Here is a 25,666-nt window from a genome sequence, read left to right as displayed (position 1 = left end):
GGACGTCGACTTCCGCGCATGAATGCTGTGCTCGAAACCGCAGTTCAGTCGACGCTTGATGATCGACTGAATCGCGCAAATACCCAGCGGGCTGACGTACCGGCTCCCGCCCGATCAATTCTGCATATCGACTTGGAGACCTACTCCGAAGCCGACATCCGGAAGACGGGCGGGTATTACTACGCCCGGCACGCGAGCACGCAAGTGCTCATGGTTGCTTGGGCGTTTGACAGCGAGCCGGTGCAGATCGTCGATCTGACAACCGCTAAATCCGGCTCTCAAAGCGTTGAGTGGGTGCGGTTCCGAGAGGCGCTAACCGATCCGGCGATCATCAAGTACGCGCACAACGCGGCTTTTGAGATCGAGATCTTGAGCAACGTGCTAAAGGTCCCGCTCCAGATTCCACAGTGGCGCTGCACGATGATCATGGCGCAGTGCATGTCGTTGCCGGGGGCGCTGGCCAAGGCGGGCGCTGTGCTCGGCCTCAAAGCCGATCAGGCGAAGGACAAGGCTGGGTCGAACCTGATCCGGCTGTTCTGCCTGCCGCGCAAGCCCACGAAGCACAAGCCGTGGACGCGCACGACAGTGAATCACGAGCCGGAGAAGTGGCAGCAGTTTATGGACTACTGCCGCCAAGATGTCGTCGCCGAGCGCGAGATTCACCGGCGCATGCAGGCCTTCGACCTGCCAGAGCACGAGTGGGCTCTGTGGCATCTCGATCAGAAGATCAACCGCAACGGTTTGCCGATCGACATGGAGCTGGTCGAGGCGGCTATCTCTCTGGACCAGCAGATCCGCGAAGACCTGCTCCTCGAAGCTCAGCTGCTGACGGGCTTGGATAACCCCAACAGCCGCGACCAGCAGCTGGCCTTCTTGAAGACGCAGGGCATCGAGCCAAAGTCGCTTGATAAGACCGCGGTCGCTGGGCTGCTGGCCCAGGACGACTTGTCCCCAAGCGCGCGTCGTCTGTTGGAGATCCGGCGGGACGTGTCTTTGTCGTCGGTGAAGAAGTACGAGGCGCTCGCGCGGGCAACCTGCGACGACGGCCGCCTGCGAGGCGCGTTCCAGTTCGCAGGCGCCGGCCGGACCTGGCGCTGGGCTGGCCGCATCTTCCAGCCGCAAAACCTGCCGCGCGGACCGAGTGACGAGGAGGTTTTGCAGCAGCAGATCAGCTGCGTGAAGCGGCGCGATATCGAAGCGATTAACCTTCTCTGGGGTTCGGTCGGCGAAGTGCTCAAGGGTCTATGCCGTTCGGCCGTCGCCGCGCCTCCCGGCAAAGAGCTGGTGGTGGCGGACTTATCCAGTATCGAGACCGTCATGCTTGCATGGGCGGCAGAGTGCCCCGTGCTCATGGGCGTCCTGCGCGAAGGTCTGGACCAATACAAGCACTTCGGCACGCTGTTCTTGGAAAAGCCGTACGACGAGATCACCAAGGCCGAGCGCCAGCTGTGTAAGCCGCCCAGTCTTGGCTGCGGCTACTTCCTCGGCGGCTGGGGCTTGGTCGAGTATGCCAAGCAATACGGCGTTCAGCTGAAGGCGAAGGATGCGTTCCGCGCGGTCGACGTTTACCGCAGCACCTATGTCGGCGTGCCTCAGTTCTGGGACAACGTTGACAAGGCGTTTCGCGACGCAATCTGCAGCCAGGGCGGCGAGCAGTTTTGGGTCGGGCGGTTTGCGTTTTTCCGTCAGGGCCCAACGGTTCGAATCCAACTTCCGTCGGGACGTTGCCTGACCTACATACGCCCGGACATTCGAGAGATGCCGTTTACCTATCGCGACCGCGATGGGAAGAGTCACACCACGGTCAAGCAGACAATCACCTACGAGGGCGCCGAGGGCTACAACTGGAAGCGCATCTCGACGCACCCGGGGAAGATCACGGAGAACATCGTTCAAGCCATCGCGCGCGACGTGCTCGCCGAGGGGCTGATGCGCGCAGACCAATGCGAAGATCTGACTTTCGACTTGATCGGGCACGTTCACGATGAAGGGATCTCCCTCAACGATCCGGACCCGAGAAATCGGGAGGTCTTGGAACAGCTCTTAGCCGTTAACCCTGGCTGGTGCCGGGACGCCCCACTAGAGGCGCATGGCTACGTCGGACCGATTTACCGGAAGGACTGATGCGCGCTTGGTTTGGAAAATTTCTTTGCAACATCGGATTTCACGCCTGGGAGGTGACGTGCGATCCGATTGGAACGCCGGGGCGCGTGCTGCGTTGCCGGCGCTGTAGACAGACGAAGGTGGACTATGGGTTTTAATCGACGATCGTTTCTCAAGCGGCTGACGGCCGCGAGCGCGGGGGCAGCGCTGCTGCCAAAGGTTACACAGGCGGAGCCGCCAAAGCCGGCGCCCGTTGAAGTCAAAGCCCCGCCGCCGTTCAATCCTCAACGCCCGTCGGCGCGAAGCTCTCACGGCGTCATCGCGTTTCCCACCGTTTCGATTCCCATCTGGGAGTTGACGATGGAAGCTCGGCGTACGCGCCAAGAGATGTATCTAATTGGGGCGGGCCTGGAGAAGCAATACGATTGGGGAGACCTAACCTGGGGCGGATCGTGTTTTGTCTACGATGATGAGATCTACGCCCCTTTCCGAACGGGAACCCCAGGCCAAGCACTGTTTCGACAGCCCGACGGGCTGACGTACGTTGGTGATGTCCGCATCACCGAGGTCTCTATAGTCGATTTCGATTCGGCCCTCGAACGTCTACGAGTAGGCTTCGACGGTATAGGACGCCTCGGATCTCTGAGGTTCAGCGATGCTTGAATCGCACATCGAAGGCTCGCGGCTTCGCGACGGGTGCAGAGCTCGCGGCCTTCTTTGTTTGAAGCTTTCCTTTTGGAAAGGTATTCCAGACCGGCTGGTGATCGGCCCGAAACGCCGGGTCGTTTTCGTCGAAACGAAGACGCCGGTCGGCTCGCTTAGCAAACCACAAAAGATCGTACACAAGACGTTGGGGCGATGGGGCTTCACGGTACTTGTTTTGGCCAGCGTCGCTGACGTTGAGTCCTTTTTTACTCAAATCGATGAGGGTAGGTTATGAACGAAGAAACTGAAACGCTGCACATTCAAGAAGGTGAGGTCTACACCCTTCGGCCGGGCTTCGAGGGCAACTATTCCCGCCCGCCCGGCACGGTGCAGGTCACCAATGCTCGCGAGAACGCGCTCAAGGAGATCCGTTATGTGGAGTGTAAGGCGCTCCACGGTTTGCAAACCTGGATCATCGCGATTGATGCGTTCGTCGAACAGTTCCAGCAGGGCTACGGCGAGGACGATGCTGTCGCGCCGGAGATCCCATCCGCCCCGGCAGGCGGGGAGGGCGACAACTCGACAGCGCCACCGGAAGTGGGTGCTGGCAGCAAAGATCCCGGACCTGACGAAAGCAACAAACCGAACATGGACCCGTCGGCATCGGCCGCACCTCCCGAGGTCGGTGCCGGCTCAGCCAAGGACGGCCCTTCCGGGGACGGTGATTCCGGAGGTGGCAGCGATGAATGATCTTGAGGGTGAGATCCGAGAGCAGAAGCAGGAGATCGCGGCGTTGAAGCGCCGCATCTTTGCCCTTGAGACGAAAGTCGGCACCGGGGATCGGCCGCCGATCGTCGACACGAACCGACGCATCACGGACAGCACCGTTCGGGGCAACCGGGAGGCGTTGGGTCGATGACGTTTTGGTATTTCATTGGTCTTTTACTCGTCTTTATCTTTGCGCTTTGGCGAGCGTCGACTCGGACTGAAGACGACTTCGAGCCTCCGGAAGGCCTGGCCATCATTGCTTTGGCTTACGCGGCGGCATGGCCGGTTACTTTGCCAATCACGGTACTAGCCAAGTTCGGCGGTCGGGCGATCGAACAGATGAGAAGTCGATAGCGGCCATGACGCAAGTTTCCGCCTACCACGACGCTTATCAGCAGCTCGGTCGAAAATGGATTCTCGACCGGACTCACTGTGCGTTGTGGTGGCGGCCTGGGAAGGGCAAAACTCGCCCGACCCTGTTGGCCATCCGCGATCTCATTTGGACGGTCCAAGTCCATCGCGTGTTGGTCATCTCCACGAAGCGGATCGCAAAGGACGTGTGGCCCGCTGAGTGCGAGAAATGGACGCCCGAGCTGACCTGTAAGGCCGCGTACGGTACGCCGCTGAAACGCAAGCAGGTCATCAACGACGATTCCGTCCAGATCGTCACGCTGTCCGCGGGCTGCGTCGATTGGCTCTACCAGATGTATCGCGACTACGGGCAGTTCCCGTTCGAGATGATCGTCATTGACGAGAGCTCGCTGTTCGCCGGCACGAAGTCGCGCCGCGCTAAGGCGATGCGCCAGCTGCGCAACAAGGTCGACCGCATCGTGCAGCTGACTGGCTCTCCCGCCGCGAATTCGCTCATGAAGCTGTGGGGCCAGCTTTACCTGCTGGACGGCGGAGAGCGGCTCGGGAGAACCGTGACGGCCTACCGAACGATGTACTTCACCAACCGGAGTCCGAAGCCGCAGGAGTTCCCGCTTTGGGAGCCGAGGCCCAAAGCCAAAGAAGATATTTTCGATGCCGTCTCAGACATTTGCTTTGCGCTTCAGGGTGACGATAGCGCCAACCCGCCGCTCGAGGTGAACCACGAGCTGAGCTTCTCGCCGCGACAGCGCGAGAGCTATAAGAATTTCGTTCGAGACGGCGTGCTGGACACGTTCGGATTCGAGCCGGGCATCTTCGACATCGCCTCGTCAGGCGCGCTTTACGGCAAGCTGCTGCAGTTCGCCGGCGGCGCGGTTTACGTAGTCGACGAGGAGACGGGCACTCGGCGGGTTCAGTTCATCCACGACCTCAAGATGGACGCTCTGAAAGAGATCGTTACCGAGGCTGCCGGCGATCCCATCTTGCTGGCCTATCAATACAAGCACACGCTGGAGCGCCTGCAGAAGGTGTTCCCGAACCTGCCAACACTGAACACGCCTGGCGTTATCGATCGATGGAACGCCGGCGAGCTGCCGCTGCTGCCGATGCACCCGAAAAGCGGGGGCCACGGACTCAACATGCAGTACGGCGGCGCTACGGTCGTTTTCTGGGATCTGCCCGACCTCGAGCTATACGAGCAGTTTATTGGCCGCCTTCACGGCCGGGCAGGGCAGACGCGCCGAGTGATCGTCCATCGCTTGATGATCAAGGGCACTGTCGATATGGACGCGCGCCGCCGCATTCGCGACCGGGACGAAGACCAGAATTTCATGATTCGAGTTGTAGAGCGCTTAAGCGCTGAATATAGGAGAGCTGCGTAATGTACACCCTCAAGTTTATGTCTGACACCGAGCGCCGATTCATCGAAGTCGCCAGCTTTGACGTGCATTTTCGTTTGGATGGGCTCGTCGTCATTAATTACTCCCACTACGAACGTTGGGACAAGCTTCGGCACGACGAAGTCGTTCTCAAAGACGATCTGGACCATTTCGGGACCCTTCATGTAATCAACAGCTCGGGCGCCGTCGTGGATCGAGTTCACGCTCCGGCCAAAATCGACTTGGAGAAGGCGGCCTAATGGAAAATCAACATCGGATGATCAAAGGCTATCGCGATCTGAACCAGTCCGAAATCGAGCTGATGAACGAGATCAAGTCGAAAGGTCAGGAGCTTCAAGAGCTGATCGATAAGGTTCATCGGACGAATTCCGAACTGGTTTGTACGACCGAAGCGGAGGCCAGCCGGTGGGCTAGCATCGCTCGAACCCACCCTCAACAAGGGATCATGGCTCTAACCCGCGCTGTCGCGAAGCCCGAATTCTTTTGATGAAAGAGTTTCGTCGCATACGAGAGCCGACCCGCAACGGCTACATTACCCGGGAGCCCACTTGGTTGGAGCGCAAGCGGCGATTGATCATGTTGGCATGGCGCGAAAAGCAGGAGTATCGCGGGGAGGACGTGACGCTGCAGCGGGCCAATCAGCGGATCGCCGCTTTGCATCGACTTCACCGCATGATGGCTTGCCGCCTACAAAGGCTGCGGGGCAAGCTGATCGAGCGCGAGCAGAAGCTGCACGAGCTGCTGCTGCTTCGCGCTCAAGCGAGTCAATAATGGCCGAAATCGCGATTGTTGAGTGGGTCGATTCTTCCGGGCAAGACGGTTGGGTCGACGTTGATGACATAGACCCTGGCGCCGAGCCAATCATCAGCGCGGGCATTGTTCTCGAGGACACCTCAGAACACATTACGCTAACGCTGGCCTATTGCGAGCATCAGGTTATGCACACCTTGTCGATCCCGTATTTTGCGATCAACAACGTCGAAAAGATGAGCGTCCCGTTCGGCGAGTAGTATCGCTAAACGAATAATCTGCTATGATCCTCGACCGAGACTGGGTCCGAATTTCGAAGGTTGTCGAGCGCACCGGTCTGACCGAGCGAGCGATCAACAATTACCGGCGGAAGGGCGTCTGGCTCGAAGGCGTTATGTGGGTGCACCGGCAAGGCTGCGTCTACATCGACATGGCGACATACCAGAAATGGGTTGAGGGAGGCGACGTATGGCGAGAGGTGTTACGGTCCGCCGGTATTCTTCCGGCAAAACGGCAATCCGAATCGCCTTTACTTACCGCGGTGTAGAGTGCAAAGAAACCCTCCGGCTTAAGCCCACTCGGGCTAACATTCGATTCGCTGAAACGCAGAAGGCGCTGATTGACGCCGAAATTGCGAAAGGGACTTTCCGCTATGACGAGTTCTTCCCCGACAGCCCGAAGTGCGCGCTCTTCGGCCAGGCGCCGTCTCAGAAGACTATGGACGAGCTATTCGATGAATGGCTCCTCGACGTCGAAAGAGCGGTTAGTTACTCAACATTTCGTTCCTACCGAAGTGCTCTTCGAGCCCACTGGCGGCCCGCTCTTGGACAACTTCGAATCCGAGACGTCACACCCGAGCACCTCCGGCGCGTCATCCGAGCCCATGGCGGAAAAGCCAAGTCAGTTCGAAACGTTTTTACCGTCGCTCGGCTGGCCCTCAACCGAGCCGTCGAAGACGGTATCTTGGAATCTAGCCCCGCCGACCGAGTCCGCGCCACTGGACTGGTCACGCCCGATCAAAGGCGATCTGACTATGAGGTGGACCCGTTTGACCGCAAAGAGATTGACGCGGTCGTTCGGGCCGCTGACGAGCTCTACGGTCCTGCTGCAAGGGCAGCAATACTGTTTCGATTCTTTAGTGGAGTTAGGACCGGCGAGTTTTTCGCCCTCGAATGGGGTGACGTTAGCATTCCGGACGCTACCGCCAGAATCGAGCGAACCATCACCGCCGGCCGGCTGAAAGATCGACCCAAGTCTGACGCCGGAAAGCGGACGCTTCAGCTCCTTCCCAAGGCCGTGGAAGCGCTCAAAATCATGCGAGAAATCAGTCGCTTTCGAGGCGAGCGAGTGTTTCTCAATCGCGCCCTACAACCGTTCAACTTCTACAATCAATGGAATCTGCGTCTCTGGGAGCCCGTGCTAAAGCACGCCGGGGTCCGACACCGAGCGGCGTATCAGGCGCGGCACACGTTTGCGTCTCAGCTGCTCAGCGAAGGGGAGAACATTTTCTTCGTGTCCCAGCAGCTGGGCCATAAAACGGTTGAGATCACGCAGCAGCACTACGCGCGATGGATTGATAAAAACGGCGGCGCGAAGCATCAGTGGAAATCCACGTTCGGAGCATAGTATATTCTTAAAGCGATACGCTTGAGGAATGAACGATGGACGTTCACGAAATCCTTGCCGAGAATTGCCGTCGGCTCGGAAAGAAGAAAGGATTGCTAACTGACGAGTCGATTGCGGACGCCGCCGGCGTGGCTCAAAGCACCGTTAGCTCAGCGTTCGCCCTCAAACGTAGTCCCACGCTCAATACCTTAGTCAAGATTGCCGACGGCCTTGATGTCCCGGTCTGGCGGCTCCTGAAGCCGTAACCGACGCTCGAGTTCCTCGAGCAATACACTCGCACCACAAAGTCCCTCTGACACATCCAACAGGGTCAGATGGACCTCCTTGCCCACGGCCGTGTTGCGGGGTACCGCTCGCTGTAACTGACCAATAGCGCTCGTCAACTTGCTGAGGGTCTCAGTGGGTTCTCGCAAATCGTCCTGGTCAAAACCCAATTCCCGGATAGTCATATACCTCGTGACCTTGGCGGCTCCAGTTTCCGCCCCGTTTGGTGGTTTTTGCCTCCCTTTCCCCATCGATGAAGCGCCTCGCCACTGGCGGCGAGGCGACTCACCAATACACACACTATTCAACGGAACACATCGAATAGAGCCCGACTATACCCCCGAATTTTTGCCCGGTGGCGAACTGTGCTAAACTTTCTGCACAGCGCAGAAAATTCTGCACAAATGAAGTTTTTAACGCAAAATCAATAGGGTTAGCAAAGCGAAGATCGGGAATGGCCGTAGAGAAAACTTCAAATAATCCCGAAGACAACGTTCGGGAAAAGTTAGTGGAAATGCTTGTTCCGATCGCTTCGATGCTTCGGGATCAGGGCATTCACTACAAAGAATTCCAGCAGGCGTATTGCCAGGCGTTGGTTCGATCGACCAAGAAGGACCACCGGAAGGAGTTCGGCGAAGTGCCAAGCATTAGCGAAATCTCGATCCGTAGCGGCCTCGATCGCAACCTAGTCGCTAAGTACTTCCGATCCCCGAAAGTCCAGACCTACGTTTATGACTCAGCCCAGATTCTGGGTCTTTGGAAGAGCGACGAACGCTATAGAACACCGAAGGGTGAATATCTCGACTTGCCGTTTACCGGGGTTCGATCTTTCACAGAGCTCTGCAAGCGCGTCTCCGGCGCCATACGCCCCCGAGCGTTTGTGAAGACGTTGGAGACAACCGGACACGTGGAGCTAATGGCCGATGGCTCCGTGCGGCTTTTAAGCACCGCAGTGGCTGCAACGGATGACAGGCGATTTGAGGTCGCGCTAGAAAATCTCAGGCTCATCTTAGTGACCTTCTTGCAGAACTTGCGAGATCCCAATTCAGCATTTGAGCAGATGTACATCTGCGACAACATTCCGTCGAGTCGGGCTTCCGAAGTCAATAAGGGTGTCCGCGAATGGCTTCGCAAAAAGCACGGCGACGAAATATCTCAACTGTTCGATAAGCACCGAGTTCCGGGCGAAAAGCTCGACACCGTGGCCATATTCCTGGGTCAGGTCTATGAGCCGCTTTCCGATAAGTAAAACCACCACCTGAAAGAGGCTACACACGCATGAAACACGAAAACTTCTGGTTCGATCTGCTGAATTTCTTTAACTTTTTTGGCTTTGGTCGTAAGGACTACAGCCAGGGCGGCGGCAACGGCGACTAACCCTCCCCACTCCCATTGTCTCCCCACCAAAGCCCCCGCTTGTCGGGGGCTTTTCTATTTCCGTCCTTGACAGCAATATCGATAAACGAATATCGTAAAACGCATATTCCAAGACGGAACCCTAGCTATGTCTTTGAGATTCACCGCTGAAATGGATGTCGACCGACGGCAGCACGCTTGGCAAACGCTGTCGGCATTGCAGGAGCTTTTCGGGGAGGGGCCTGTGGAGCTGGACGACGATCAGTCGAACGGAGTCTGGATGATGCTCAACGCCATCACCGAGGCCTTGAGTCCTAAAGAACTGAAAATCAAAACCGTGGATCTTGATATCGACGTCTCAAATCGACCGTCAATCGACCCTGAAACCGGCGACTTCACGAAACGTATTGATTTATAAGAGAAAATTTGGCGGAGAGAGAGGGATTCGAACCCTCGGTACGCTTTCACGCACACACGCTTTCCAGGCGAGCCCGTTCAACCACTCCGGCATCTCTCCGCGGGGGCGCAAGATTAACCGAGCCGCTGTCAGGACTCAAGACGTGAGGTTTCAGTTAGATTCTGACGGTCAGCCCGTCCGCCAGCGAGTTGCGGTAGCCTCGCCAGGCCGGGACCAGAGCGATCAGCATCGCGGCCAGCGTCACGGCGCCGACCACCAGCAGGTCGAACATGCCCGGCAGGCCTGGGGTCAGCGCAATGCCAAACGCCTCGAGCACCAGATCCCGCGACAGCAAAAGCCCAAGATGCACGATGGCCACTCCAGCGAGGGCCGCGAGAAATGCCAAGATGGCTGCTTCGCAGATCAGCAGCGAGAAAATCATGCCGGGTCCCGCGCCGACCGAGCGCAGGACCGCCATTTCGCGGCGTCGCTCGTTCATACTGGTCAGCAGGGTGGTGAGCAGGCCGAGCAGGCCGGCAACTACGACGAACCCGCTAACCACCAGCAGCGCGGTTTCGGCTGTGCTGACGAGGCCCCAAAGCTCCGTCAACGCTACGCCAGGGATGATCGCGGAGAGCGGTTCGCGGCGGTAGTCGTTAATGATGCGCTGCAGGCCAAACAGCGCGGCGCGCGATTTCATTCCGACGACAAAAGCCGTGATGATCTCGGGCTCAATGGCCGGCGCTGGATGACCGTCCTCGGCCTCGTCATCGTGCTCATGATCTCCATCAGCCACCTCAGCCCCGTGCATGATCTCAATGCCTTCCAGGGTGACATGCACGGTTTGGTCTACCGGTGTCCCGGTGCGGGCCAGGATACCGGCGACGCGAAACGGGTTGTCATCGTGCTCGGCGAAGCTCCCGGCGCCAATGCCGTGAGATACCACGATCGGGGTTCCGACCTCGTATCCGAGCTTCGCAGCAACCTCAGCCCCGATGACGGCGTCGCCATGGTCCGCGAACAATTCTCCGTCCGCTAGCTCGAGGCCGCGGCCCCCGCCATAGCGGTAGAAGGCGAAATAGTTTTCGTCCGTGCCCATCACTCGGTAACCCCGATGCGAGTCACCGAGCGAAATGGGAAACGTCCAGGCGACGTCGCTGCGGCTGGAGATTTTCTGGTAGCTGTCCCAGCTCACGGCCCCGGTAGGGTTTCCGATGCGGAAAATGCTGTAGAGCAGCAGGTTGATGGAGCCGCTGCGGGCACCGACGATCAGGTCGGCGCCGGAGAGGGTATTGGTAAAGCTGCTGCGGGCTTCCTGCCGCACCTGATTGACGCCGATCAGCAGCGCGACGCTGATCGTGATCGACAGCAGGGTCAGCAGCGCCGTTCCACGGCGATTACCGAGACTTTTAATAGCGAGCGAGGCCGCGAGGCTCGGCGCGCTCACGAGCTAGGCCCCATTGAGCTGAGGTCGGTGAGGGCTTCGGCCCGGTCGAATAGGGGAGCCAGCGACGCGTCGTGGCTGACAAACAGCACCGCGCTTCCCGCCGCCTTTGACTGCGCCAGCAGCAGCTCGACAAACTGCGTGCGCGAATCGGCATCCAGTGCCGAGGTTGGCTCGTCAGCGACCAGTAGCTCAGGTTCGCCAATCAGCGCTCTGGCAGCGGCAACGCGCTGCTGTTGGCCAACGCTGAGTTCAGTCACTGGACGAGCGGCGATCGCTGGATCGAGCCCGAGCTGCTCCAGCAGCGTGAGGGCGCGAGCCTCCGGCCCCTGATCCCCGGCGCGCCCCGCTCGCAGCTTGGAGAAGCGGCAGGGCAGGGTGATATTTTCCAGCAGCGACAGGTACGGCAGCAGATTAAACATCTGAAAGACAAAGCCCAGGTGCTGGGCGCGAAAGCGATCTCGGGCTCCCCGACCCATGCCTCCGAGCTCATGGCCGAGCACGCGTACATGTCCGCTGTCGGGAGCGAGAATGCCACCGATCAGACCGAGCAGCGTGCTTTTTCCGCTGCCGCTAGGGCCCTTAAGAAAGACGGTTTCGCCGGCCGCTACCTGCCACTGCTGGATGGCCAGCACGGGTTCGTTGGGTCGGTAAGAGAACGAAAGGTTCTCCAGCTCGACGGCGGGATTGTGGGAGGGCAGCTCGACAGCGCCCGTGCCATGTTGCGTCACGTTTGAGCCAATTTTCTGCGGCGGAACTTAGGTGGTGGGTAGTGTATGAATCCTGGCGACGGATGTCTGCTGCCAATCGGCCCGGTTTGCGGCTGAACATCGCCCAAAAAACGCGCCCGCGGTTTGGCCTTTGCAGGGTGAGTTGGCACAATAGAACCCTTCTTCGACGGGTCCCCCATGACGTATCAGGTACTCGCCCGCAAGTGGCGCCCCAAAACATTTGCCGATCTGGTTGGCCAGGACCACGTTGTCCGGGCGCTGGTTAATGCGTTGGACCAGGACCGCGTCCACCACGCCTTCCTTTTCACCGGTACCCGCGGCGTGGGCAAAACCACGGTGGCGCGCATCTTCGCCCGCGCGCTGAACTGCGAGGAGGGCGTCAGTTCTACGCCCTGCGGGGTTTGCCGAGCCTGCGTCGACATACTGGAAGGCCGCTTTCTTGATCTGATTGAGGTGGATGCGGCGTCGCGGACCAAGGTTGAGGACACCCGAGAGCTGCTGGAAAACGTTCAGTACGCGCCGACGAGCGGTCGTTTTAAGGTGTATTTGATCGACGAGGTCCACATGTTGTCGACCTCCAGCTTCAACGCCCTGCTCAAGACGCTCGAGGAGCCGCCGCCGCAGGTGAAGTTCCTGTTTGCGACTACCGACCCGCAGAAGCTCCCGGTGACGGTCCTGTCGCGCTGTCTTCAGTTCAACCTGAAACGCATTTCGCAGGCCCAGATCGAGGATTATCTCGCCTCGATTACCGCGCAGGAGTCTTTTGAGGCTGAACCTGATGCGCTCAAGCTGCTGGCCAACGCGGCAGACGGCAGCATGCGAGACGCGCTCAGCCTGCTGGATCAGGCCGTCGCTTACGGCGGGGGGCAGGCCCGGGCTGACGACGTCCGGGCGATGCTGGGCACGGTCCAAGCCCGCCAGCTCGAGGCGCTGCTGACCGCTCTGTGTAGCGCGGACGCCCCGGCGCTCTGGGACGCGGCGCAGGAGATGGTCAGCCATTCGCCAGATTTTGGCCGGGTGCTGGGCGAGATTGCGCAGATTCTGCACCGGGCGGCATTGGTGCAGGTTATGCCCTCCGTGGAAGACCCTGATCCTATGGTGCAGGCGGTGGCCAGGGCGCTGGCGCCAGAAGATCTGCAGCTTTACTACGACATCTGCCTGCGCGGTCGGCGTGATCTGGACCTGGCGCCTGACCACCGCTGTGGTTTTGAGATGGCGCTCCTGCGTATGCTGGCATTCAAGCCCATGGCTGCAGGTCCAACCCCCACCGGCGGCGGGCAGACGGCTGACGGTGGCGTCGTTTCGACGGCGAGCGCGCAGCCCAAGGTTTCGGCACCCACCGCCAGTCCGGTGAAAGCTTCAGCCGAGGCTGAGCCCGAATCGCCGCCAACCGCTTCAGGCGATATCGACGCGGCGCGAGCTGAGGCCCGTCGGCTGGCGGCAGCCATTCCCTCGGGGCCTGGGGGTCCGCAGGTTTCAGCCGACAATCGGAGCGAGCCATCAGCGATACCCGAGCAGCGCACCCCGGAAGAGCCGCCGCCAACGGTTTCCCCCGAGCCGGCGGAGACTGCGCCGGCACAAGCCCCTTCGGCTGATCTGACGGAAGCACCACCCACGCCCAGCCCGGCACCGGTCGCCGCGCTGAGCTCAACTGTCGCTGAACCGAAGGAGACCGAGCCGGCCCCACCGCCGCCGGAAGCGGTTAGCGAATCCGCTGCCCCGCCGGCAGAGCCCGCGCTCGACGACGGGCCCGCTGCTCCCGTCCCGCCCGAATCCTGGGATGGGATTATCGAAAGCCTCCAGCTCAAGGGCACCGCCGGGGTGCTGGCGCGCAACAGCGTCCTCCAGCGCCAGGGGCAGGGACGCTACCTGCTGACGCTCGATCAGAAAATGGAACACCTGCATACACCGCAGGCGGAGAGCCGGATTCGCGAGGGGCTGGCGCGGTATTTCGGTCGTGATATGCGGCTGACGCTGGCCAGGGCTGAGGTGAGCGACCAGACGCCGGCGCAGCGGGAGACCGAGGCCAATCATCAGCGGCAGCGTGACGCGGAAGTGGCCATTGCGGAGGATCCGCTGGTGAAGTCGCTGCAGCAGCAGATGGGAGCCGAAATTGTTCCTGGTTCGGTGCGACCCCGAAGCGGCTAGCCCCGCGATCACCATCGCCTTCACGCGCCTGAGGTAAACTGGCACCCTGTCATCACTCGCGTACGGCGAGGAGAAATCATGAAAGGACCACTCGCGGGACTGCTGCAGCAGGCCCAGAAGATGAAAGAGGACATGGAGCGCTCCCAGGAGGCGCTCGCGCAGCAGGAAGTCACCGGTGGATCCGGTGGAGGCCTGGTGGAAGTGGTGATGACCGGTCGTCACGAAGTGCGTCGGATCCGGATTGACCCGAGCCTCTTAAAAGACGATGCCGACATGCTCGAAGACCTTGTTGCGGCAGCGGTCAATGACGCCACCAACAAGGTGGCGGCCATGCAAAAGGAACAGATGGGCGAACTCGCTGGCGGGCTCAATCTGCCGCCCGGGTTCAAACTCCCGTTCTGAGTCAGGGGCTATGTCGCAAAGCGCGCTGCTAAACCAGCTGGTAGACGCCCTGCGCTGCCTGCCGGGGGTTGGCCCCAAAAGCGCTCAGCGCATGGCGTTCCATGTGCTGGAGCACGACCGGGAGGGTGCGCTGCGGCTGGCTTCAACGCTGGAGGATGCGGTATCCCGGATCGGACGGTGCCAGCGGTGTCGGACGTTCTCAGAAACGCCGCTATGCCAGACCTGCAGCGATCCGAACCGCGATCAGAGCCTCATCTGTGTCGTCGAGTCACCGATCGACGTCGCCGCGGTGGAACAGGCCACCGGCTTTCGCGGTACCTATTTTGTGCTGATGGGGCGGCTGTCCCCGCTGGACGGTATCGGGCCGGAAGAGCTGGCGCTGGACCAGCTGACCGCGCGCCTGAAAAACGAGCCCGTCAAAGAGCTGATCATCGCGACCAACCTGAGCGTCGAAGGTGAGGCGACGGCCCAGTACCTGAGCCAGCTGGCGCGCAGCTGCGGCGTCAGCGCCAGTCGAATCGCTCATGGAGTGCCGCTCGGTGGTGAACTGGAGTACACCGACGCGTCCACGTTAGCGCACGCGTTTGCCGGTCGCCGGGTCGTCGAACACTAGCTGGACTAGCTGGCTAGCTCGTCACGCCACACCAAAGGAAACGATAACGATGTCTGAGACGCTGTTTATCGACATTATCGAGCGCCGAATTCCGGCCGACATCGTGTACGAGACCGACACGGTGCTCGGCTTTCGCGACATCAACCCGCAGGCGCCCCATCACGTCCTGTTTATCCCCAAGCAAAAGATTCGCACGATCAACGACGTCACGGCCGAAAACGCGGCAACGGTCGGTGAGCTGTTTATTGCTGCCGCGGCCTATGCGCGCGAGCTCGGCGTGGCGGACGATGGGTATCGGGTCGTCATGAACTGCAACGAGGCGGCGGGTCAGACGGTTTTTCACATACACCTGCATTTTCTAGCGGGTCGCAACCTGAGCTGGCCTCCGGGCTGAGCGGGAGAGAATCCATGAAAAAGTCATTGGGTGGCCGGCTGTTGCCGGTGTTATTGGCGTCAGGACTGGCGGCGGCTGGCTGCTCCGGCTCAGGCGATTCGGGTACGGCTGGCGAGAACGATGCCATGACGTCAAAGCCTGAAATGAGTGCTGCCAAGCCCGGCAGCGTGGATCAGGGTCGCTGGGTCTTGACGCGGGTTGGCGGCAAGGCGCCGGGCGGCGGCAGCACGGGCTGGCTCGAGGTGGATTTGGCCGGTCAGCGCATTACCGGCAACGCCGGCTGCAACAACTTTTTCGCCAGCTTTGAAGGATCCGCAGACGCGATGACCATGGGCCCGGTAGGCGGGACGAAGAAGATGTGTCCCGGTGAGGCGATGGTGCTGGAAACTGCCGTCTACGCCGTCTTGGCCGGCGTTACCCGGATGTATGTCAACGATGAGGGACAGCTCGTGCTGGAAGGAAAGACGGGCAATCTGCTGGCGAGCGCTGCCAGGTAGGCAAAACCTCCCCGGACGGCGAGTGCCGCCCGGGGGATGACGTGTTACTGGACGGCGCGCAGCCGCGGTCCTTCGTCAGGGGTTTCTTCAGCGCTTTCCTCAGCTGCCGCCTCGGTGTCATCCGATACGTCCTCGCTGGTGGTCTCATCAGCATTATCGTCGGTAACTTCCTCCGCCGAATCGGTCGACTCCGCTTCGCTCTCGGCGGTGGTCTCCGTTTCAGACTCGCTCGTTTCCTCCGACGTATCGTCGGCTGCCGGCTCATCGGCAGCGGCGGTTTCAGCCTTCGCCTCCTCGTCAACGCTGGTATCCGAGGCCGTTTCCGGCGAGGTCTCCTCGGCCACCTCAGGGGTGTTTTCCTCAGCGGTCGTTTCTGCGGCGGTCTCAGCCGGGGTCGCCTCGGCGTCATCAGCGGCAGCAGGCTCCGCCTCCGTCTCCGGTGCTGGGCTTGCTTCCGCGGCGACGGCGGCGGCGGCCGGCGAGGCCGTGTGGCCTAGGCGATTCAGCGTAATGATCTTGTCTTCGCGGTCGGTCAGGCACTTCTGCAGACGCTTCTCGTCCAGCAGCCCTTGCGCGCCGGTCTGCAGCTGGTCGAAAACCCCTTTATAGCTGTCGGTGAGCTGATCGATTGCGTCAGCGGTCTGAGTAAAGTGGTCGGCCACCTTGTCTCGGTATGCTTCGAGCTCTTCCTGAGCTTCGCGAACCGCTTGGTTCTGACCAGCGCCACCGCCCATCATCCGACTCAGCAAAAAACCAACAACAGCACCGGCTACGCCGGCTAGCAGCAAAGCAATATTCGGGTCCACAATCAGGCTCCTTTAGTCAACCAGTCAGTCTGGCGGTCAATTACTTCGTCGTACACCGACATCTCACCACGTATATAGCGCTTCAATGTGAAATGGACAACGGGAAAAGATAATTGTTTCCACGGAATATCTTCCGGGGCAAACAGCTCCACCTCCGAGCTTTCTTCGCCCACGCCGTATTCGCCGTCGGCAAGCGTTCCGTGATACATCATATAAACCTGGCCGATGTGAGGCAGACTGGTAACGCCCATCAACTCGATGTCGACAGGCCGCGCCAGCGCCTCCTCCCAGCACTCCCGGGCTGCGGCTTCAGCGGTGCTCTCCTGCAGCTCCATGAAGCCAGCGGGCAGCGTCCAGTAGCCTTTTCGCGGTTCGATGGCCCGCTTGGCCAGAAGGATTTTGCCGTCCCAGGTCAGCAAACATCCTGCCACAATCTTGGGGTTTACATAGTGAATAAAGCCACAGTTGTCACAGACTGCCCGCAGGTGCTCATCACCCTCAGGCACACGCTGCACAATGTTGGCAGATCCGCACTCGCTGCAAAATTTGGTCAAGGTCGATCGATCCGGAAAGGCAATCCACCATTATCGCTGCTTTGATGTGAAACTCACAGCAATGACCGTCCGCCGAGGGAGTGGTCGTCACCGCGTCGACCTAGCCGCCCGGATCGGGAATCTGTTCGAGCGCACCAACAATGCGCCGGTAGGAGGCCAGCCGCGAGGGATCGATCCGCCCAGCGTCAGCGGCCGCCTGCACGCCGCAGTCGGGTTCGGACAGGTGCTGGCAGTTCGAAAACCGGCACTCTTGGGCATACGTCGAAAACTCAACAAACCCTCGCGCAACGTCGCTCCAGGGCATTTTCCAGATCCCGTACTCCCAAACGCCGGGTGAATCGATGATGGGGCCGGCGCCCTCGCGGTCGTACCAGGTGGTTGCGGTGGTGGTGTGTTTGCCCTTGGCCGTGGCCGTACTGATCGCTTGCGTCTTCAGCGCGAGATCGGGCAGCAGCTGATTGATCAGGGAAGACTTTCCCACGCCCGACTGCCCGACCAGAATGCTTGGGCCGTCCGCCAGCAGCTTCGCGAGCTCGCCGAGCCCGGGTGAGGACTTGGTGCTCGAATAGACGACGGGATAGCCCAGCTTGCGATAGAGTTTGGCCTGGCTGTCCCAGCCCGTGCGGGCCTCAGCGTCGATCAGGTCAGCTTTGTTGAAGCAGATGACCGCCGGCAGCTCCAGGTTTTCGCAGGCCACCAGATAGCGATTGATCAGGTCTCGTGTGGGTTCGGGCTTGGGCGCTACGACAATCACCACCCGCGCAAGGTTGGCGGCCACAATCTGCTGGCGACCACGCCGGTCTGAGCGCGGAAAGACGTTGTCTCGAGGCGCGATGCCGTCAAGCACCGGCGGCTGGTCGTCGGACAGCCAAACGCGATCGCCGCAGACCGTCTTTCCGAGTTTTCGCCGCCCACGGCAGGCGACGAGGTCATCTTCCACTTTGACCACGACTTCAGGCCCGTGGCTGATGATGACGGTACCGAACCGGCGGGACGATTCACTGTGCGGCGCTTTTGACACAATGGCAATTTAGCCTCTGCTACTATGCTTCTCAACGGCCCTTAGGACACGTTCCGTGCTGACAGACAATCTGATTTGGATCGATCTGGAGATGACCGGGCTCGACTGCGCGCGCGACCAGGTCATCGAAATCGCGACGATTGTGACCGATAAAGACCTGAAGGAGCTGGCCTGCGGCCCAGAGCTGGCCATTCACCACCCCGAGAGCGTGATGCAGAAGATGGACGACTGGAACAGTCGTCAGCATTCCCAGTCGGGCCTTTGGGATCGGGTTCGCGCCAGCAACATTGACTACTCCCAGGCCGAGGCGCAAACGCTGGAGTTTCTGCGTAAGTGGGTACCGGAGGGGCACTCACCGATGTGCGGCAACAGCATCTGCCAGGACCGCCGCTTTCTGGCTCGCGTGATGCCTCGGTTGGAAGACTATTTCCACTATCGAAATCTGGACGTCAGCACGCTGAAGGAGCTTAGCCGCCGGTGGTCTCCGGAGATCGCCTCGGGGTTTGGGAAAGACTCGAGCCACCTGGCGCTGGACGACATTCGCGATTCGATTGCTGAGCTGGCGCACTACCGACAGCACATGGGCGCGCTGTCCGGACTCTAAACGGCGCTGACTCCGCGTTAGCCCGCCAGATACATCCAGGTCTCGATCACCGTATCGGGGTTGAGCGAGACGCTGTCGATGCCCTGTTCCAGCAGCCAGCGTGCCAGGTCAGGGTGATCCGAAGGGCCCTGACCACAGATCCCCACGTATTTGCCTTGTTTCTTGCAGGCGCTGATGGCCATGGCGAGCAGCGTCTTTACCGCTTCGTTTCGCTCGTCGAACAGCTCGGCGATCAGCCCCGAGTCGCGGTCTAGGCCGAGCGTGAGCTGCGTCAGGTCGTTGGAGCCAATCGAGAAGCCGTCGAAGTATTCGAGAAATTGATCAGCCAGCAGAGCGTTGGACGGCAGCTCACACATCATTACTATCTTGAGGCCGTTTTCGCCGCGCTTGAGGCCATAATGTGCCATCACCTCGATCACCTGCTGCGCTTCTTCGACGGTGCGGACAAACGGCACCATGGCCCAGATATTGGTGAGACCCTGCTCCTCGCGGACCCGCTTCAGCGCGCGGCATTCGAGCTCAAAACACTCGGTGAAGCCTGGATCCACGTAGCGGGACGCGCCGCGAAACCCGAGCATCGGATTTTCTTCGTCAGGCTCGTAGCGAGAGCCGCCGATCAGGTTGGCGTACTCGTTCGATTTGAAGTCCGACAGCCGGACGATCACCGGCCGCGGATAGAACGCACCCCCGAGCGTCGAGATGCCCTCAGCGAGTTTGCTCACGTAGAACTCTACCGGGCCGCCGTAACCGGCAATGCGCCGATCGATCAGCGCTTTGACGTCTGGATCCTGCTGTGGATACTCCAGCAGCGCCTTAGGATGGATGCCGATCATCCGGTTGATGATGAACTCCAGCCGCGCAAGGCCGACGCCCGCGTTAGGAATCTGGGCAAAATCGAAGGCTCGATCAGGATTGCCAACGTTCATCATGACTTTCAGCGGGATGTCGGGCATCTCCGCCATGTCGGCGCGGTTGATATCGAAGTCGAGCTTGCCCTCGTAGATGTAGCCGGTGTCACCCTCAGCACATGACACGGTGACATCCCGACCATCGGCGACCGCCGCCGTTGCGTCACCGCAGCCCACCACTGCAGGAATGCCGAGCTCCCGGGCGATAATCGCCGCGTGACAGGTCCGTCCGCCGCGGTTGGTCACGATGGCAGCAGCGCGCTTCATGATCGGTTCCCAGTCAGGGTCGGTCATGTCGGTCACCAGCACGTCGCCGGCGCCGACCCTATCCATTTGAGAGATATCGTCGACAACCTTTGCCGTACCTGCACCAATCCGCTGGCCGATGCTCCGGCCCTCAGTGATGACGGGCCCCTCGCCACGCAGCCGGTAGCGCTCGATCACGTTGGCGTTGCCCTGGCTTTTCACCGTTTCCGGTCTAGCCTGAACGATGTACAGGCGGCCGGTAACGCCATCTTTGGCCCACTCGATGTCCATCGGGCGCTGGTAGTGTTCTTCGATCGTTACGGCCTGGCGCGCCAGCTCCATCACCTCTTCGTCGCTCAGGGAAAACTGGCTGCGCTGCTGTTCGGGCACCTCCAGCGTCTGCACACCGCTTTTCCCTTCAACGGCTTCCGAGTGGACCATCTGGATGGCCTTGGAACCCAAGCTGCGACGCAGCACCGCACGCTTGCCGTCGGCGAGGGTGGGTTTGTGAACGTAAAACTCGTCTGGATTGACCGCGCCCTGAACCACGGTCTCGCCGAGGCCGTACGCTGAGGTCACAAACACCACGTCGCGGAACCCTGACTCGGTGTCTAAGGAAAACATCACGCCACTGGCGCCGACGTCGCTGCGCACCATCTGCTGCACCCCGGCGGACAGGTAGACCACGTCGTGATCGAAGCCTTGATGCACGCGATAGGCAATTGCGCGGTCGTTATACAGCGAGGCAAAAACCTCGTGCATGCGCTCCAGAACCTGATCGATCCCGGTAACGTTGAGAAACGTCTCCTGCTGGCCCGCAAAGGAGGCGTCCGGCAGGTCCTCAGCGGTGGCTGAGGATCGAACCGCCACCGCCAGCTCGCCGCCGGCTTCTTCGGTCATGCGGGCAAAGGCGTCCTCGACCTCCTGCTGCAGCGCCGGCGTGAACGGTGTGTCCATCACCCACTGGCGGATCTCCTCGCCGGCTTTGGCGAGCTCGTTAACGTTATCGACGTCGAGATCACTTAAACGGTTGCTGACGCGATCCGCCAGCCCGCTTTGCTGGGTGAATTCGCGAAAGGCTGAGGCCGTCGTGGCAAAACCGCCGGGCACGCTGACGCCCGCCTGCGAAAGGTGTTTGATCATCTCGCCAAGCGAGGCGTTTTTGCCTCCTACCTGGTCAAGATCATCCATCCCCAGTTCACTTAGCCACCGAATATAGTCGCTCAACTGCCGTTCCTGTTGCCCGTTGCGAGGGGCGGTATCTTACGGGATTCACGACTATCCTGTAACCTGACGGCGCCAAGGGAAACGATTGTTTAGAAGGCCTCAAATATGACGCAAGCCGCAGATCGCCCGGTGTTTTTTGTCTCTGACGGTACGGGAATCACGGCAGAGACGATCGGGCACAGCCTCCTGTCCCAGTTTCAGGGAATCAGCTTCCGGCAGCTGCGGCTGCCGTTCGTCGATGACCCGGATAAAGCACGCGTTGCCGTTCAGCGTATTAACGAGGCGGCAACCGACTCCGGTATCCGCCCAATTGTTATCAACACGCTCGCGAACCAGGAGCTTTCGAAGATCCTCTATAGCAGCCAGGCGCTGGTCCTGGACGTCTTCGATACCTTCCTTGGACGTCTGGAAGAAGAGTTCGGCAAGCCGCGATCGCCGGCGGTCGGACAGACCCACGGCCTGGTCGACTATCACACCTACGAAAGTCGGATGGACGCGACGAACTACGCGCTGAAACACGATGATGGCGGGGACGTCAACTACACCAACGCGGACGTGATTCTCGTCGGCGTTTCGCGGTCCGGCAAAACCCCAACCTGTCTCTACCTCGCGCTGCACTACGGCGTGAAAGCCGCCAACTATCCGGTCACCGACGACGACCTTGAGGAGACCCGGCTGCCGGCGAGGCTGCGGCCTTTCAAGAACAAGCTGTTTGGCTTGACGATCGATCCGGAGCGTCTGCACCAGATTCGCGAGGCAAGGCGCCCCGAAAGCCGGTACGCCAGCATGAAACAGTGCCGAACTGAGGTGGAGGAAGCCGAGGGATTGTTTCGCCTGCACGGCGTTCCGTGTCTCAACACAACCCACACATCGGTCGAAGAAATCGCCAGCAAAATCCTGGTGGCGCTGAATCTTGAGAGGAACATGTTCTAGGGTTGTGACCGGTTTGGCTTACCGCCAAAAACCGCGCCTTCGCGACAAATCAGTCGTGCTACTATCGGAATCATGAGCTCTTCGGAGAAAACAACGCCGCGCCTAAGGCCGCCGGAATTCCGGCAGCTGATGGACATTTACGCCGAAAACTATCGGCAGCTGAATCTGCTGTTCGATGACCTCCTGCTGACCCAGGATCGAATGATTTCGCGCGTCCGTGATGAGCTGCCGATCTACCTCGAGGTACTGGAGCGGCATCGCTATACAACCGTCGCGAGACTCACGTACTTCCTGGAGGACAGCGTGGGTCGCGTGACCCCGGACCCCGACGCCCGCCTGCGCATCTACCATGATGCGCAGCTGGCTGAGGCCACCCACTGCTACCCCAAATCTGACCGCGAACCGATGAAGGGCGTACTGGCCTCGCTGGCAGACGTGGTGGATCACCGCTGGAAAACCAATCGACTGCTGGATAAGTGGCTAGAGTTCCTGGTTCAGCAAGGCCACAGCGTGGAAACCCTGCGCACGGCAACCCCCGCAGAATGGCCGGTGGAAAGCACCCCGGTCGACATCGATCTGGCTCGCTTCGAACGAAAAAACCTGGTCCGAGATTAGCCCCTTGGCCGGGCGCCGCCGCTGCGCGCTGCACCCCGTAACGATCTTGACACCTGAGGCGATTCTGATAACCTTGCGCGCCTCGCGACTGGGGCTATAGCTCAGCTGGGAGAGCGCTACACTGGCAGTGTAGAGGTCGGCGGTTCGATCCCGCCTAGCTCCACCACTCGCGACGCACATTGACCGATTGCACACATCCGGTACAATGCGCGCTCTTTTGTTGTCCCCATCGTCTAGAGGCCTAGGACTCCGGCCTTTCACGCCGGCAACAGGGGTTCGAATCCCCTTGGGGACGCCACATGATTGCGATGATCCGGGTCCACTCGATAGTGGACCCGGCATTCCTTAGTCGCCGGATCGACTTCTACCCTCTCAATGATCAGTCGCAGCGCGTCGCGCACGACGAGACGATCCGAGTCTGACAAGTCTCTAACTACCTCCCGCAAGAAGCCCCGTACCTCTAGTTCAGAAATTCGCGCAAGCTCAACCGCTATTCGTCGATCGGCCTCAAGTGCTGAGATCTGAGACTGAATCTCAGCTCGTTCCTGTTCCAGCTGTTCGATGCGACGAACGACTGGCGCTGGGTCTTCAAGTTTCGTCCCCAGGTCGAGCATCTTTTGAATATCTCGGTCCTTCTGGGTAATTAGCGGTCGCAGCGATTCAGCCGGATCCTTGGATAGCTCGTCCAGGTGAGCCTGCGCGGCATTTTTCATTTCCTGGATTGAAGACTCGCTGGACAAATCGCCAATCACCTGGGTAAGAACGGCCTCATCAACGGCCTTCAGTGGCAGGTACGCCCCTTTCGTCCGATACGATTTTCCGGAGTCGCCATACCAACGTGCTCCTGACGGCGTCCGGAGTAGTCCGGTGAGCAGGTGGTGACTTGCGGCCCTGCCACCTCTCGCCCAGGGGTTGTTTTCTAAGGAAGCCAGGACAGATTCTGCTTGCTCCTCAGTGATCAAGCGATCGTGAGTGTCCCGATGAATGTGCCAATCCGATCGGGGACGTCGCTTTTTTCCGCCGCGATAACCGCTCCCACGAATGAACTCTTGGTGCACGTTCCAAACGGTATGTCCGGCGTAGGTGAGGGCATTCCATTCGAGCCCGACCAGAGTGGACTGCGAAAGTTTTATCCCGGCCTTTTCTGCCGCTCTCTTGCGAGGCATGCCAGCGGCACGAAGTTCGAGGTATTTCTTCGTCACCGCAGATTTGGCAGGATCCAGTTCTAACTTGCTCTTGGTGACCGGGGCACCGTCTCGAAACGCCCCGGTTTCGAGTCTGGTAAGGCGATATCCATGGGGAGCTCGGCCACCGGCTCTGAAGCCTGATCGAACGTTCTCGGCCATGCCAGCCAAGCCCTTTTCTTTGGACATGAGCGAGTGCACTTCGTCCATCGCCTCGAACACGGCATCTAGGATAACGCTCGCGACAGGGTCAACTTCGGGGACTTTCGAGTAAAGGATTTTTACGCCCCGTTTCCGACATTCGTGCTTAAACGCCTGCGCGCCATATCGACCGCGGAATAGGCGAGAGGTGTCTGTCAAGAGAAGGGTTGACCATTTTCGCTCTCGCCTCTTGAGCTGAGCTAAGAGTTTTTGGAACCCTGGTCTAAACTCATCTTTGCCGGATTGCACCGCATCGGTAAATTCATCGACGACTTGCAGACCCTTCGCCCTGGCGAGTTCGAGCAGCTCGCGCCTTTGAGAGTCCAGGCTGACGTCGTGTCGGTCTTTGCTTGATCTGAGGTATAGAACGGCCTTTTTTTCTTTCACGGTGAGCGTACTCCGCGAGAATTGGGGCGAGGAGCCGGGCAACGGCCTTCGCATTGGGTTTACCGACCGATGGTAGCATTCTGATAGCTGCTCGACGGCTGGCCTGTTTGCGAGGGTTTGGTTTTTGTCCAGTCATTCTCAGCTGCCGAGGTACGTTGCTGAAATTTGCGCTCTTGCGTGACCAAGTTCTGAGCTGATGATGAGCCGAGCCTTTCGGTTCAGGTGCTTGGCTTCACGGGTGAGCTGGTGGCGATCGGGACCTCCCGCTGCAGGACACTCCCAGCCCGTCAGCTGCTCATAGCGCCGCTGCGCGTAGCCATGGCGCAGCCCGTGAAGGTTCTTTAATCCTGCTTTGAGGGTTTGTCGTTCGTACTTCCTGAGTTGTTCAACGTAGTTCAGATTGGTTGGAATCAGCGCACCGCTACCAACCAGCTGCTCGATCTCCCTCAAGAGAACTCGCTGTCTTTCGGTCAGGACTGGTATTGCCCTTGGTCTTCCACCCTTGGTCCAGCTGGCCTTGAGCTGAACGGCGTCTTTCTGGACCGCGTAGCTCGGCCGAAACTTGATTGCCTCCTCGCGCCTGAGCCCGAACTCTTGCTGGAGTCTCAGACTGAGTCGAATGTAAGGATCCTCGACCCTGTTGATCTGACTCGGCGTCAGCGTCTGGGCTTTCGACTCCGCTGGAATGGCGGTTCTTGTCCCAATGCCGTATTCCCCATTGTCTTTCGACATAACGTGTCCCTTACCGATTTTCCTGGCCCACCATCGCAGTGCTGACAGCCGATTCTTCTGTGAGCCAATGCACAGCCCCTGTTCCTTCCACAGGTCAGTGAGCGCGCTGACGTGCTTCGGCTTGATCGATCGGGCGCCCATGCGTCGATAGCCCAGCTCGTGAAGCTGATGGGCCATCTGGTCCAACATCCGGGACCGATTGGCCTGTGTTGAATAACTGCCGTCCCGGTTCTGGCGGCATAACCTCTTTAGCTGGTAGTTCAGGTCTTTCATGGTGCGTCATCTCAGTTTGGTGAGTTTGGATGACCACCACGCACCTGAGAGCGATACGCAGTCCGAGA

The 25,666-nt window shown here is 59.9% G+C and carries 29 protein-coding genes and 3 tRNA genes; 24 read left to right on the top strand and 8 right to left on the bottom strand.

Translation table 11 applies throughout. The features are described 5' to 3' along the window. The first annotated feature begins 18 nt into the window (after nucleotides 1-18). From AAF358_13500 to AAF358_13435, 14 genes are all read left to right on the top strand, one after another. The gene (locus AAF358_13500) at nucleotides 19-2,124 is read left to right on the top strand and encodes a DNA polymerase (protein MEM7706568.1); all 2,106 of its coding nucleotides are present in this window, start codon (nucleotides 19-21) and stop codon (nucleotides 2,122-2,124) included. A gap of 126 nt (nucleotides 2,125-2,250) precedes the next feature. Beyond that, a complete protein-coding gene (locus AAF358_13495) occupies nucleotides 2,251-2,766 on the top strand; it encodes a twin-arginine translocation signal domain-containing protein (GenBank protein ID MEM7706567.1) in 516 nt (171 codons plus the stop codon). 273 nt (nucleotides 2,767-3,039) lie between these two features. After that, complete coding sequence (locus AAF358_13490) at nucleotides 3,040-3,498, top strand: hypothetical protein (GenBank protein MEM7706566.1); 459 nt, start codon at nucleotides 3,040-3,042, stop codon at nucleotides 3,496-3,498. Beyond that, nucleotides 3,491-3,667: a hypothetical protein gene (locus tag AAF358_13485; protein MEM7706565.1), complete on the top strand. Its 177-nt coding sequence runs from the start codon at nucleotides 3,491-3,493 to the stop codon at nucleotides 3,665-3,667. The genes AAF358_13490 and AAF358_13485 overlap by 8 nt, the downstream gene beginning before the upstream one ends. A 208-nt stretch (nucleotides 3,668-3,875) precedes the next feature. After that, on the top strand, nucleotides 3,876-5,267 hold the full coding sequence (locus AAF358_13480) for a DEAD/DEAH box helicase (GenBank protein ID MEM7706564.1): 1,392 nt from the start codon (nucleotides 3,876-3,878) through the stop codon (nucleotides 5,265-5,267). Next, complete coding sequence (locus AAF358_13475) at nucleotides 5,267-5,524, top strand: hypothetical protein (GenBank protein ID MEM7706563.1); 258 nt, start codon at nucleotides 5,267-5,269, stop codon at nucleotides 5,522-5,524. Before AAF358_13480 ends, AAF358_13475 begins: the two co-directional genes overlap by 1 nt. Then, nucleotides 5,524-5,772, top strand: coding sequence for a hypothetical protein (locus AAF358_13470; GenBank protein ID MEM7706562.1), 249 nt, complete (start codon nucleotides 5,524-5,526; stop codon nucleotides 5,770-5,772). Before AAF358_13475 ends, AAF358_13470 begins: the two co-directional genes overlap by 1 nt. After that, nucleotides 5,772-6,056 carry a hypothetical protein gene (locus tag AAF358_13465; protein MEM7706561.1) on the top strand — a complete coding sequence of 95 codons (285 nt, stop codon included), beginning with the start codon at nucleotides 5,772-5,774 and terminating at the stop codon, nucleotides 6,054-6,056. Before AAF358_13470 ends, AAF358_13465 begins: the two co-directional genes overlap by 1 nt. Then, the gene (locus tag AAF358_13460; protein ID MEM7706560.1) at nucleotides 6,056-6,295 is read left to right on the top strand and encodes a hypothetical protein; all 240 of its coding nucleotides are present in this window, start codon (nucleotides 6,056-6,058) and stop codon (nucleotides 6,293-6,295) included. The genes AAF358_13465 and AAF358_13460 overlap by 1 nt, the downstream gene beginning before the upstream one ends. A gap of 23 nt (nucleotides 6,296-6,318) precedes the next feature. Then, the gene (xisR, locus tag AAF358_13455) at nucleotides 6,319-6,582 is read left to right on the top strand and encodes an excisionase family protein (GenBank protein MEM7706559.1); all 264 of its coding nucleotides are present in this window, start codon (nucleotides 6,319-6,321) and stop codon (nucleotides 6,580-6,582) included. Then, a complete protein-coding gene (locus tag AAF358_13450) occupies nucleotides 6,504-7,661 on the top strand; it encodes a DUF3596 domain-containing protein (protein ID MEM7706558.1) in 1,158 nt (385 codons plus the stop codon). Before xisR ends, AAF358_13450 begins: the two co-directional genes overlap by 79 nt. 35 nt (nucleotides 7,662-7,696) lie before the next feature. After that, on the top strand, nucleotides 7,697-7,906 hold the full coding sequence (locus AAF358_13445) for a helix-turn-helix transcriptional regulator (protein ID MEM7706557.1): 210 nt from the start codon (nucleotides 7,697-7,699) through the stop codon (nucleotides 7,904-7,906). Nucleotides 7,907-8,379: 473 nt separating this feature from the next. Then, nucleotides 8,380-9,174, top strand: coding sequence for a DUF6502 family protein (locus tag AAF358_13440; protein MEM7706556.1), 795 nt, complete (start codon nucleotides 8,380-8,382; stop codon nucleotides 9,172-9,174). Between the two features lie 279 nt (nucleotides 9,175-9,453). After that, entirely contained in the window at nucleotides 9,454-9,699 is a 246-nt protein-coding gene (locus AAF358_13435; GenBank protein ID MEM7706555.1) for a hypothetical protein, read from the top strand. A gap of 9 nt (nucleotides 9,700-9,708) precedes the next feature. Here the strand turns inward: AAF358_13435 and AAF358_13430 are convergent. From AAF358_13430 to AAF358_13420, 3 genes are all read right to left on the bottom strand, one after another. Further along, nucleotides 9,709-9,798: transfer RNA gene (locus AAF358_13430), tRNA-Ser, on the bottom strand. 55 nt (nucleotides 9,799-9,853) lie between these two features. Further along, on the bottom strand, nucleotides 9,854-11,125 hold the full coding sequence (locus tag AAF358_13425; protein ID MEM7706554.1) for an ABC transporter permease: 1,272 nt from the start codon (nucleotides 11,123-11,125) through the stop codon (nucleotides 9,854-9,856). After that, nucleotides 11,122-11,853, bottom strand: a complete 732-nt coding sequence (locus AAF358_13420; protein ID MEM7706553.1) for an ABC transporter ATP-binding protein — start codon at nucleotides 11,851-11,853, stop codon at nucleotides 11,122-11,124. The genes AAF358_13425 and AAF358_13420 overlap by 4 nt, the downstream gene beginning before the upstream one ends. A 177-nt stretch (nucleotides 11,854-12,030) precedes the next feature. Between AAF358_13420 and dnaX the strand changes: the two genes are divergently transcribed. From dnaX to AAF358_13395, 5 genes are all read left to right on the top strand, one after another. Then, complete coding sequence (dnaX, locus tag AAF358_13415) at nucleotides 12,031-14,001, top strand: DNA polymerase III subunit gamma/tau (protein MEM7706552.1); 1,971 nt, start codon at nucleotides 12,031-12,033, stop codon at nucleotides 13,999-14,001. A 78-nt stretch (nucleotides 14,002-14,079) separates the two neighbouring features. After that, nucleotides 14,080-14,403: a YbaB/EbfC family nucleoid-associated protein gene (locus AAF358_13410; protein MEM7706551.1), complete on the top strand. Its 324-nt coding sequence runs from the start codon at nucleotides 14,080-14,082 to the stop codon at nucleotides 14,401-14,403. 10 nt (nucleotides 14,404-14,413) lie between these two features. Next, on the top strand, nucleotides 14,414-15,016 hold the full coding sequence (recR, locus tag AAF358_13405) for a recombination mediator RecR (protein ID MEM7706550.1): 603 nt from the start codon (nucleotides 14,414-14,416) through the stop codon (nucleotides 15,014-15,016). A gap of 49 nt (nucleotides 15,017-15,065) precedes the next feature. Continuing rightward, entirely contained in the window at nucleotides 15,066-15,410 is a 345-nt protein-coding gene (locus tag AAF358_13400; GenBank protein ID MEM7706549.1) for a histidine triad nucleotide-binding protein, read from the top strand. Nucleotides 15,411-15,424: 14 nt separating this feature from the next. Then, nucleotides 15,425-15,907, top strand: coding sequence for an META domain-containing protein (locus tag AAF358_13395; protein ID MEM7706548.1), 483 nt, complete (start codon nucleotides 15,425-15,427; stop codon nucleotides 15,905-15,907). A 44-nt stretch (nucleotides 15,908-15,951) separates the two neighbouring features. Here AAF358_13395 and AAF358_13390 read toward each other — a convergent pair whose 3' ends face one another. The 3 genes from AAF358_13390 to rsgA all read right to left on the bottom strand — a co-directional run bounded on the left by AAF358_13390 (nucleotide 15,952) and on the right by rsgA (nucleotide 18,288). Beyond that, complete coding sequence (locus AAF358_13390) at nucleotides 15,952-16,713, bottom strand: DUF1043 family protein (protein MEM7706547.1); 762 nt, start codon at nucleotides 16,711-16,713, stop codon at nucleotides 15,952-15,954. A 2-nt stretch (nucleotides 16,714-16,715) separates the two neighbouring features. Further along, a complete protein-coding gene (locus AAF358_13385) occupies nucleotides 16,716-17,267 on the bottom strand; it encodes an NUDIX hydrolase (GenBank protein MEM7706546.1) in 552 nt (183 codons plus the stop codon). 100 nt (nucleotides 17,268-17,367) lie between these two features. Continuing rightward, nucleotides 17,368-18,288 (bottom strand): ribosome small subunit-dependent GTPase A, encoded by a 921-nt coding sequence (gene rsgA, locus AAF358_13380; protein ID MEM7706545.1) that lies wholly within the window; start codon nucleotides 18,286-18,288, stop codon nucleotides 17,368-17,370. A 55-nt stretch (nucleotides 18,289-18,343) separates the two neighbouring features. Here rsgA and orn point away from each other — a divergent pair, with 55 nt between their 5' ends. Then, nucleotides 18,344-18,892 carry an oligoribonuclease gene (gene orn / locus AAF358_13375; protein ID MEM7706544.1) on the top strand — a complete coding sequence of 183 codons (549 nt, stop codon included), beginning with the start codon at nucleotides 18,344-18,346 and terminating at the stop codon, nucleotides 18,890-18,892. Nucleotides 18,893-18,909: 17 nt separating this feature from the next. Here orn and ppsA read toward each other — a convergent pair whose 3' ends face one another. Further along, nucleotides 18,910-21,273, bottom strand: coding sequence for a phosphoenolpyruvate synthase (gene ppsA, locus AAF358_13370; protein MEM7706543.1), 2,364 nt, complete (start codon nucleotides 21,271-21,273; stop codon nucleotides 18,910-18,912). Between the two features lie 105 nt (nucleotides 21,274-21,378). Between ppsA and AAF358_13365 the strand changes: the two genes are divergently transcribed. The 4 genes from AAF358_13365 (at nucleotide 21,379) to AAF358_13350 (ending at nucleotide 23,119) form a co-directional block, all read left to right on the top strand. Next, nucleotides 21,379-22,206, top strand: coding sequence for a pyruvate, water dikinase regulatory protein (locus AAF358_13365; protein ID MEM7706542.1), 828 nt, complete (start codon nucleotides 21,379-21,381; stop codon nucleotides 22,204-22,206). 129 nt (nucleotides 22,207-22,335) lie between these two features. Further along, complete coding sequence (locus tag AAF358_13360; protein ID MEM7706541.1) at nucleotides 22,336-22,821, top strand: DUF1249 domain-containing protein; 486 nt, start codon at nucleotides 22,336-22,338, stop codon at nucleotides 22,819-22,821. 90 nt (nucleotides 22,822-22,911) lie between these two features. After that, nucleotides 22,912-22,987, top strand: a tRNA-Ala gene (locus AAF358_13355). Nucleotides 22,988-23,043: 56 nt separating this feature from the next. Further along, nucleotides 23,044-23,119: transfer RNA gene (locus AAF358_13350), tRNA-Glu, on the top strand. A 1,612-nt stretch (nucleotides 23,120-24,731) separates the two neighbouring features. Here the strand turns inward: AAF358_13350 and AAF358_13345 are convergent. Continuing rightward, nucleotides 24,732-25,598, bottom strand: coding sequence for a phage integrase N-terminal domain-containing protein (locus tag AAF358_13345; protein MEM7706540.1), 867 nt, complete (start codon nucleotides 25,596-25,598; stop codon nucleotides 24,732-24,734). Between the last annotated feature and the right edge of the window lie 68 nt (nucleotides 25,599-25,666).

It is taken from the genome of Pseudomonadota bacterium, assembly GCA_039033415.1.
Lineage (GTDB): Bacteria > Pseudomonadota > Gammaproteobacteria > Xanthomonadales > SZUA-38 > JANQOZ01.
The sequence above is the reverse complement of the archived record's forward strand: the minus strand, read 5'-3'. Positions and strand labels throughout refer to the sequence as shown.

Bases quoted from the DNA above. Each gene is read 5' to 3' on its own strand.
- AAF358_13500 (MEM7706568.1), top strand. From the start codon at position 19: ATGAATGCTGTGCTCGAAACCGCAGTTCAGTCGACGCTTGATGATCGA.
- AAF358_13495 (MEM7706567.1), top strand. From the start codon at position 2,251: ATGGGTTTTAATCGACGATCGTTTCTCAAGCGGCTGACGGCCGCGAGC.
- AAF358_13490 (MEM7706566.1), top strand. From the start codon at position 3,040: ATGAACGAAGAAACTGAAACGCTGCACATTCAAGAAGGTGAGGTCTAC.
- AAF358_13485 (MEM7706565.1), top strand. From the start codon at position 3,491: ATGAATGATCTTGAGGGTGAGATCCGAGAGCAGAAGCAGGAGATCGCG.
- AAF358_13480 (MEM7706564.1), top strand. From the start codon at position 3,876: ATGACGCAAGTTTCCGCCTACCACGACGCTTATCAGCAGCTCGGTCGA.
- AAF358_13475 (MEM7706563.1), top strand. From the start codon at position 5,267: ATGTACACCCTCAAGTTTATGTCTGACACCGAGCGCCGATTCATCGAA.
- AAF358_13470 (MEM7706562.1), top strand. From the start codon at position 5,524: ATGGAAAATCAACATCGGATGATCAAAGGCTATCGCGATCTGAACCAG.
- AAF358_13465 (MEM7706561.1), top strand. From the start codon at position 5,772: ATGAAAGAGTTTCGTCGCATACGAGAGCCGACCCGCAACGGCTACATT.
- AAF358_13460 (MEM7706560.1), top strand. From the start codon at position 6,056: ATGGCCGAAATCGCGATTGTTGAGTGGGTCGATTCTTCCGGGCAAGAC.
- xisR (MEM7706559.1), top strand. From the start codon at position 6,319: ATGATCCTCGACCGAGACTGGGTCCGAATTTCGAAGGTTGTCGAGCGC.
- AAF358_13450 (MEM7706558.1), top strand. From the start codon at position 6,504: ATGGCGAGAGGTGTTACGGTCCGCCGGTATTCTTCCGGCAAAACGGCA.
- AAF358_13445 (MEM7706557.1), top strand. From the start codon at position 7,697: ATGGACGTTCACGAAATCCTTGCCGAGAATTGCCGTCGGCTCGGAAAG.
- AAF358_13440 (MEM7706556.1), top strand. From the start codon at position 8,380: ATGGCCGTAGAGAAAACTTCAAATAATCCCGAAGACAACGTTCGGGAA.
- AAF358_13435 (MEM7706555.1), top strand. From the start codon at position 9,454: ATGGATGTCGACCGACGGCAGCACGCTTGGCAAACGCTGTCGGCATTG.
- dnaX (MEM7706552.1), top strand. From the start codon at position 12,031: ATGACGTATCAGGTACTCGCCCGCAAGTGGCGCCCCAAAACATTTGCC.
- AAF358_13410 (MEM7706551.1), top strand. From the start codon at position 14,080: ATGAAAGGACCACTCGCGGGACTGCTGCAGCAGGCCCAGAAGATGAAA.
- recR (MEM7706550.1), top strand. From the start codon at position 14,414: ATGTCGCAAAGCGCGCTGCTAAACCAGCTGGTAGACGCCCTGCGCTGC.
- AAF358_13400 (MEM7706549.1), top strand. From the start codon at position 15,066: ATGTCTGAGACGCTGTTTATCGACATTATCGAGCGCCGAATTCCGGCC.
- AAF358_13395 (MEM7706548.1), top strand. From the start codon at position 15,425: ATGAAAAAGTCATTGGGTGGCCGGCTGTTGCCGGTGTTATTGGCGTCA.
- AAF358_13365 (MEM7706542.1), top strand. From the start codon at position 21,379: ATGACGCAAGCCGCAGATCGCCCGGTGTTTTTTGTCTCTGACGGTACG.
- AAF358_13360 (MEM7706541.1), top strand. From the start codon at position 22,336: ATGGACATTTACGCCGAAAACTATCGGCAGCTGAATCTGCTGTTCGAT.
- AAF358_13345 (MEM7706540.1), bottom strand. From the start codon at position 25,598: ATGAAAGACCTGAACTACCAGCTAAAGAGGTTATGCCGCCAGAACCGG.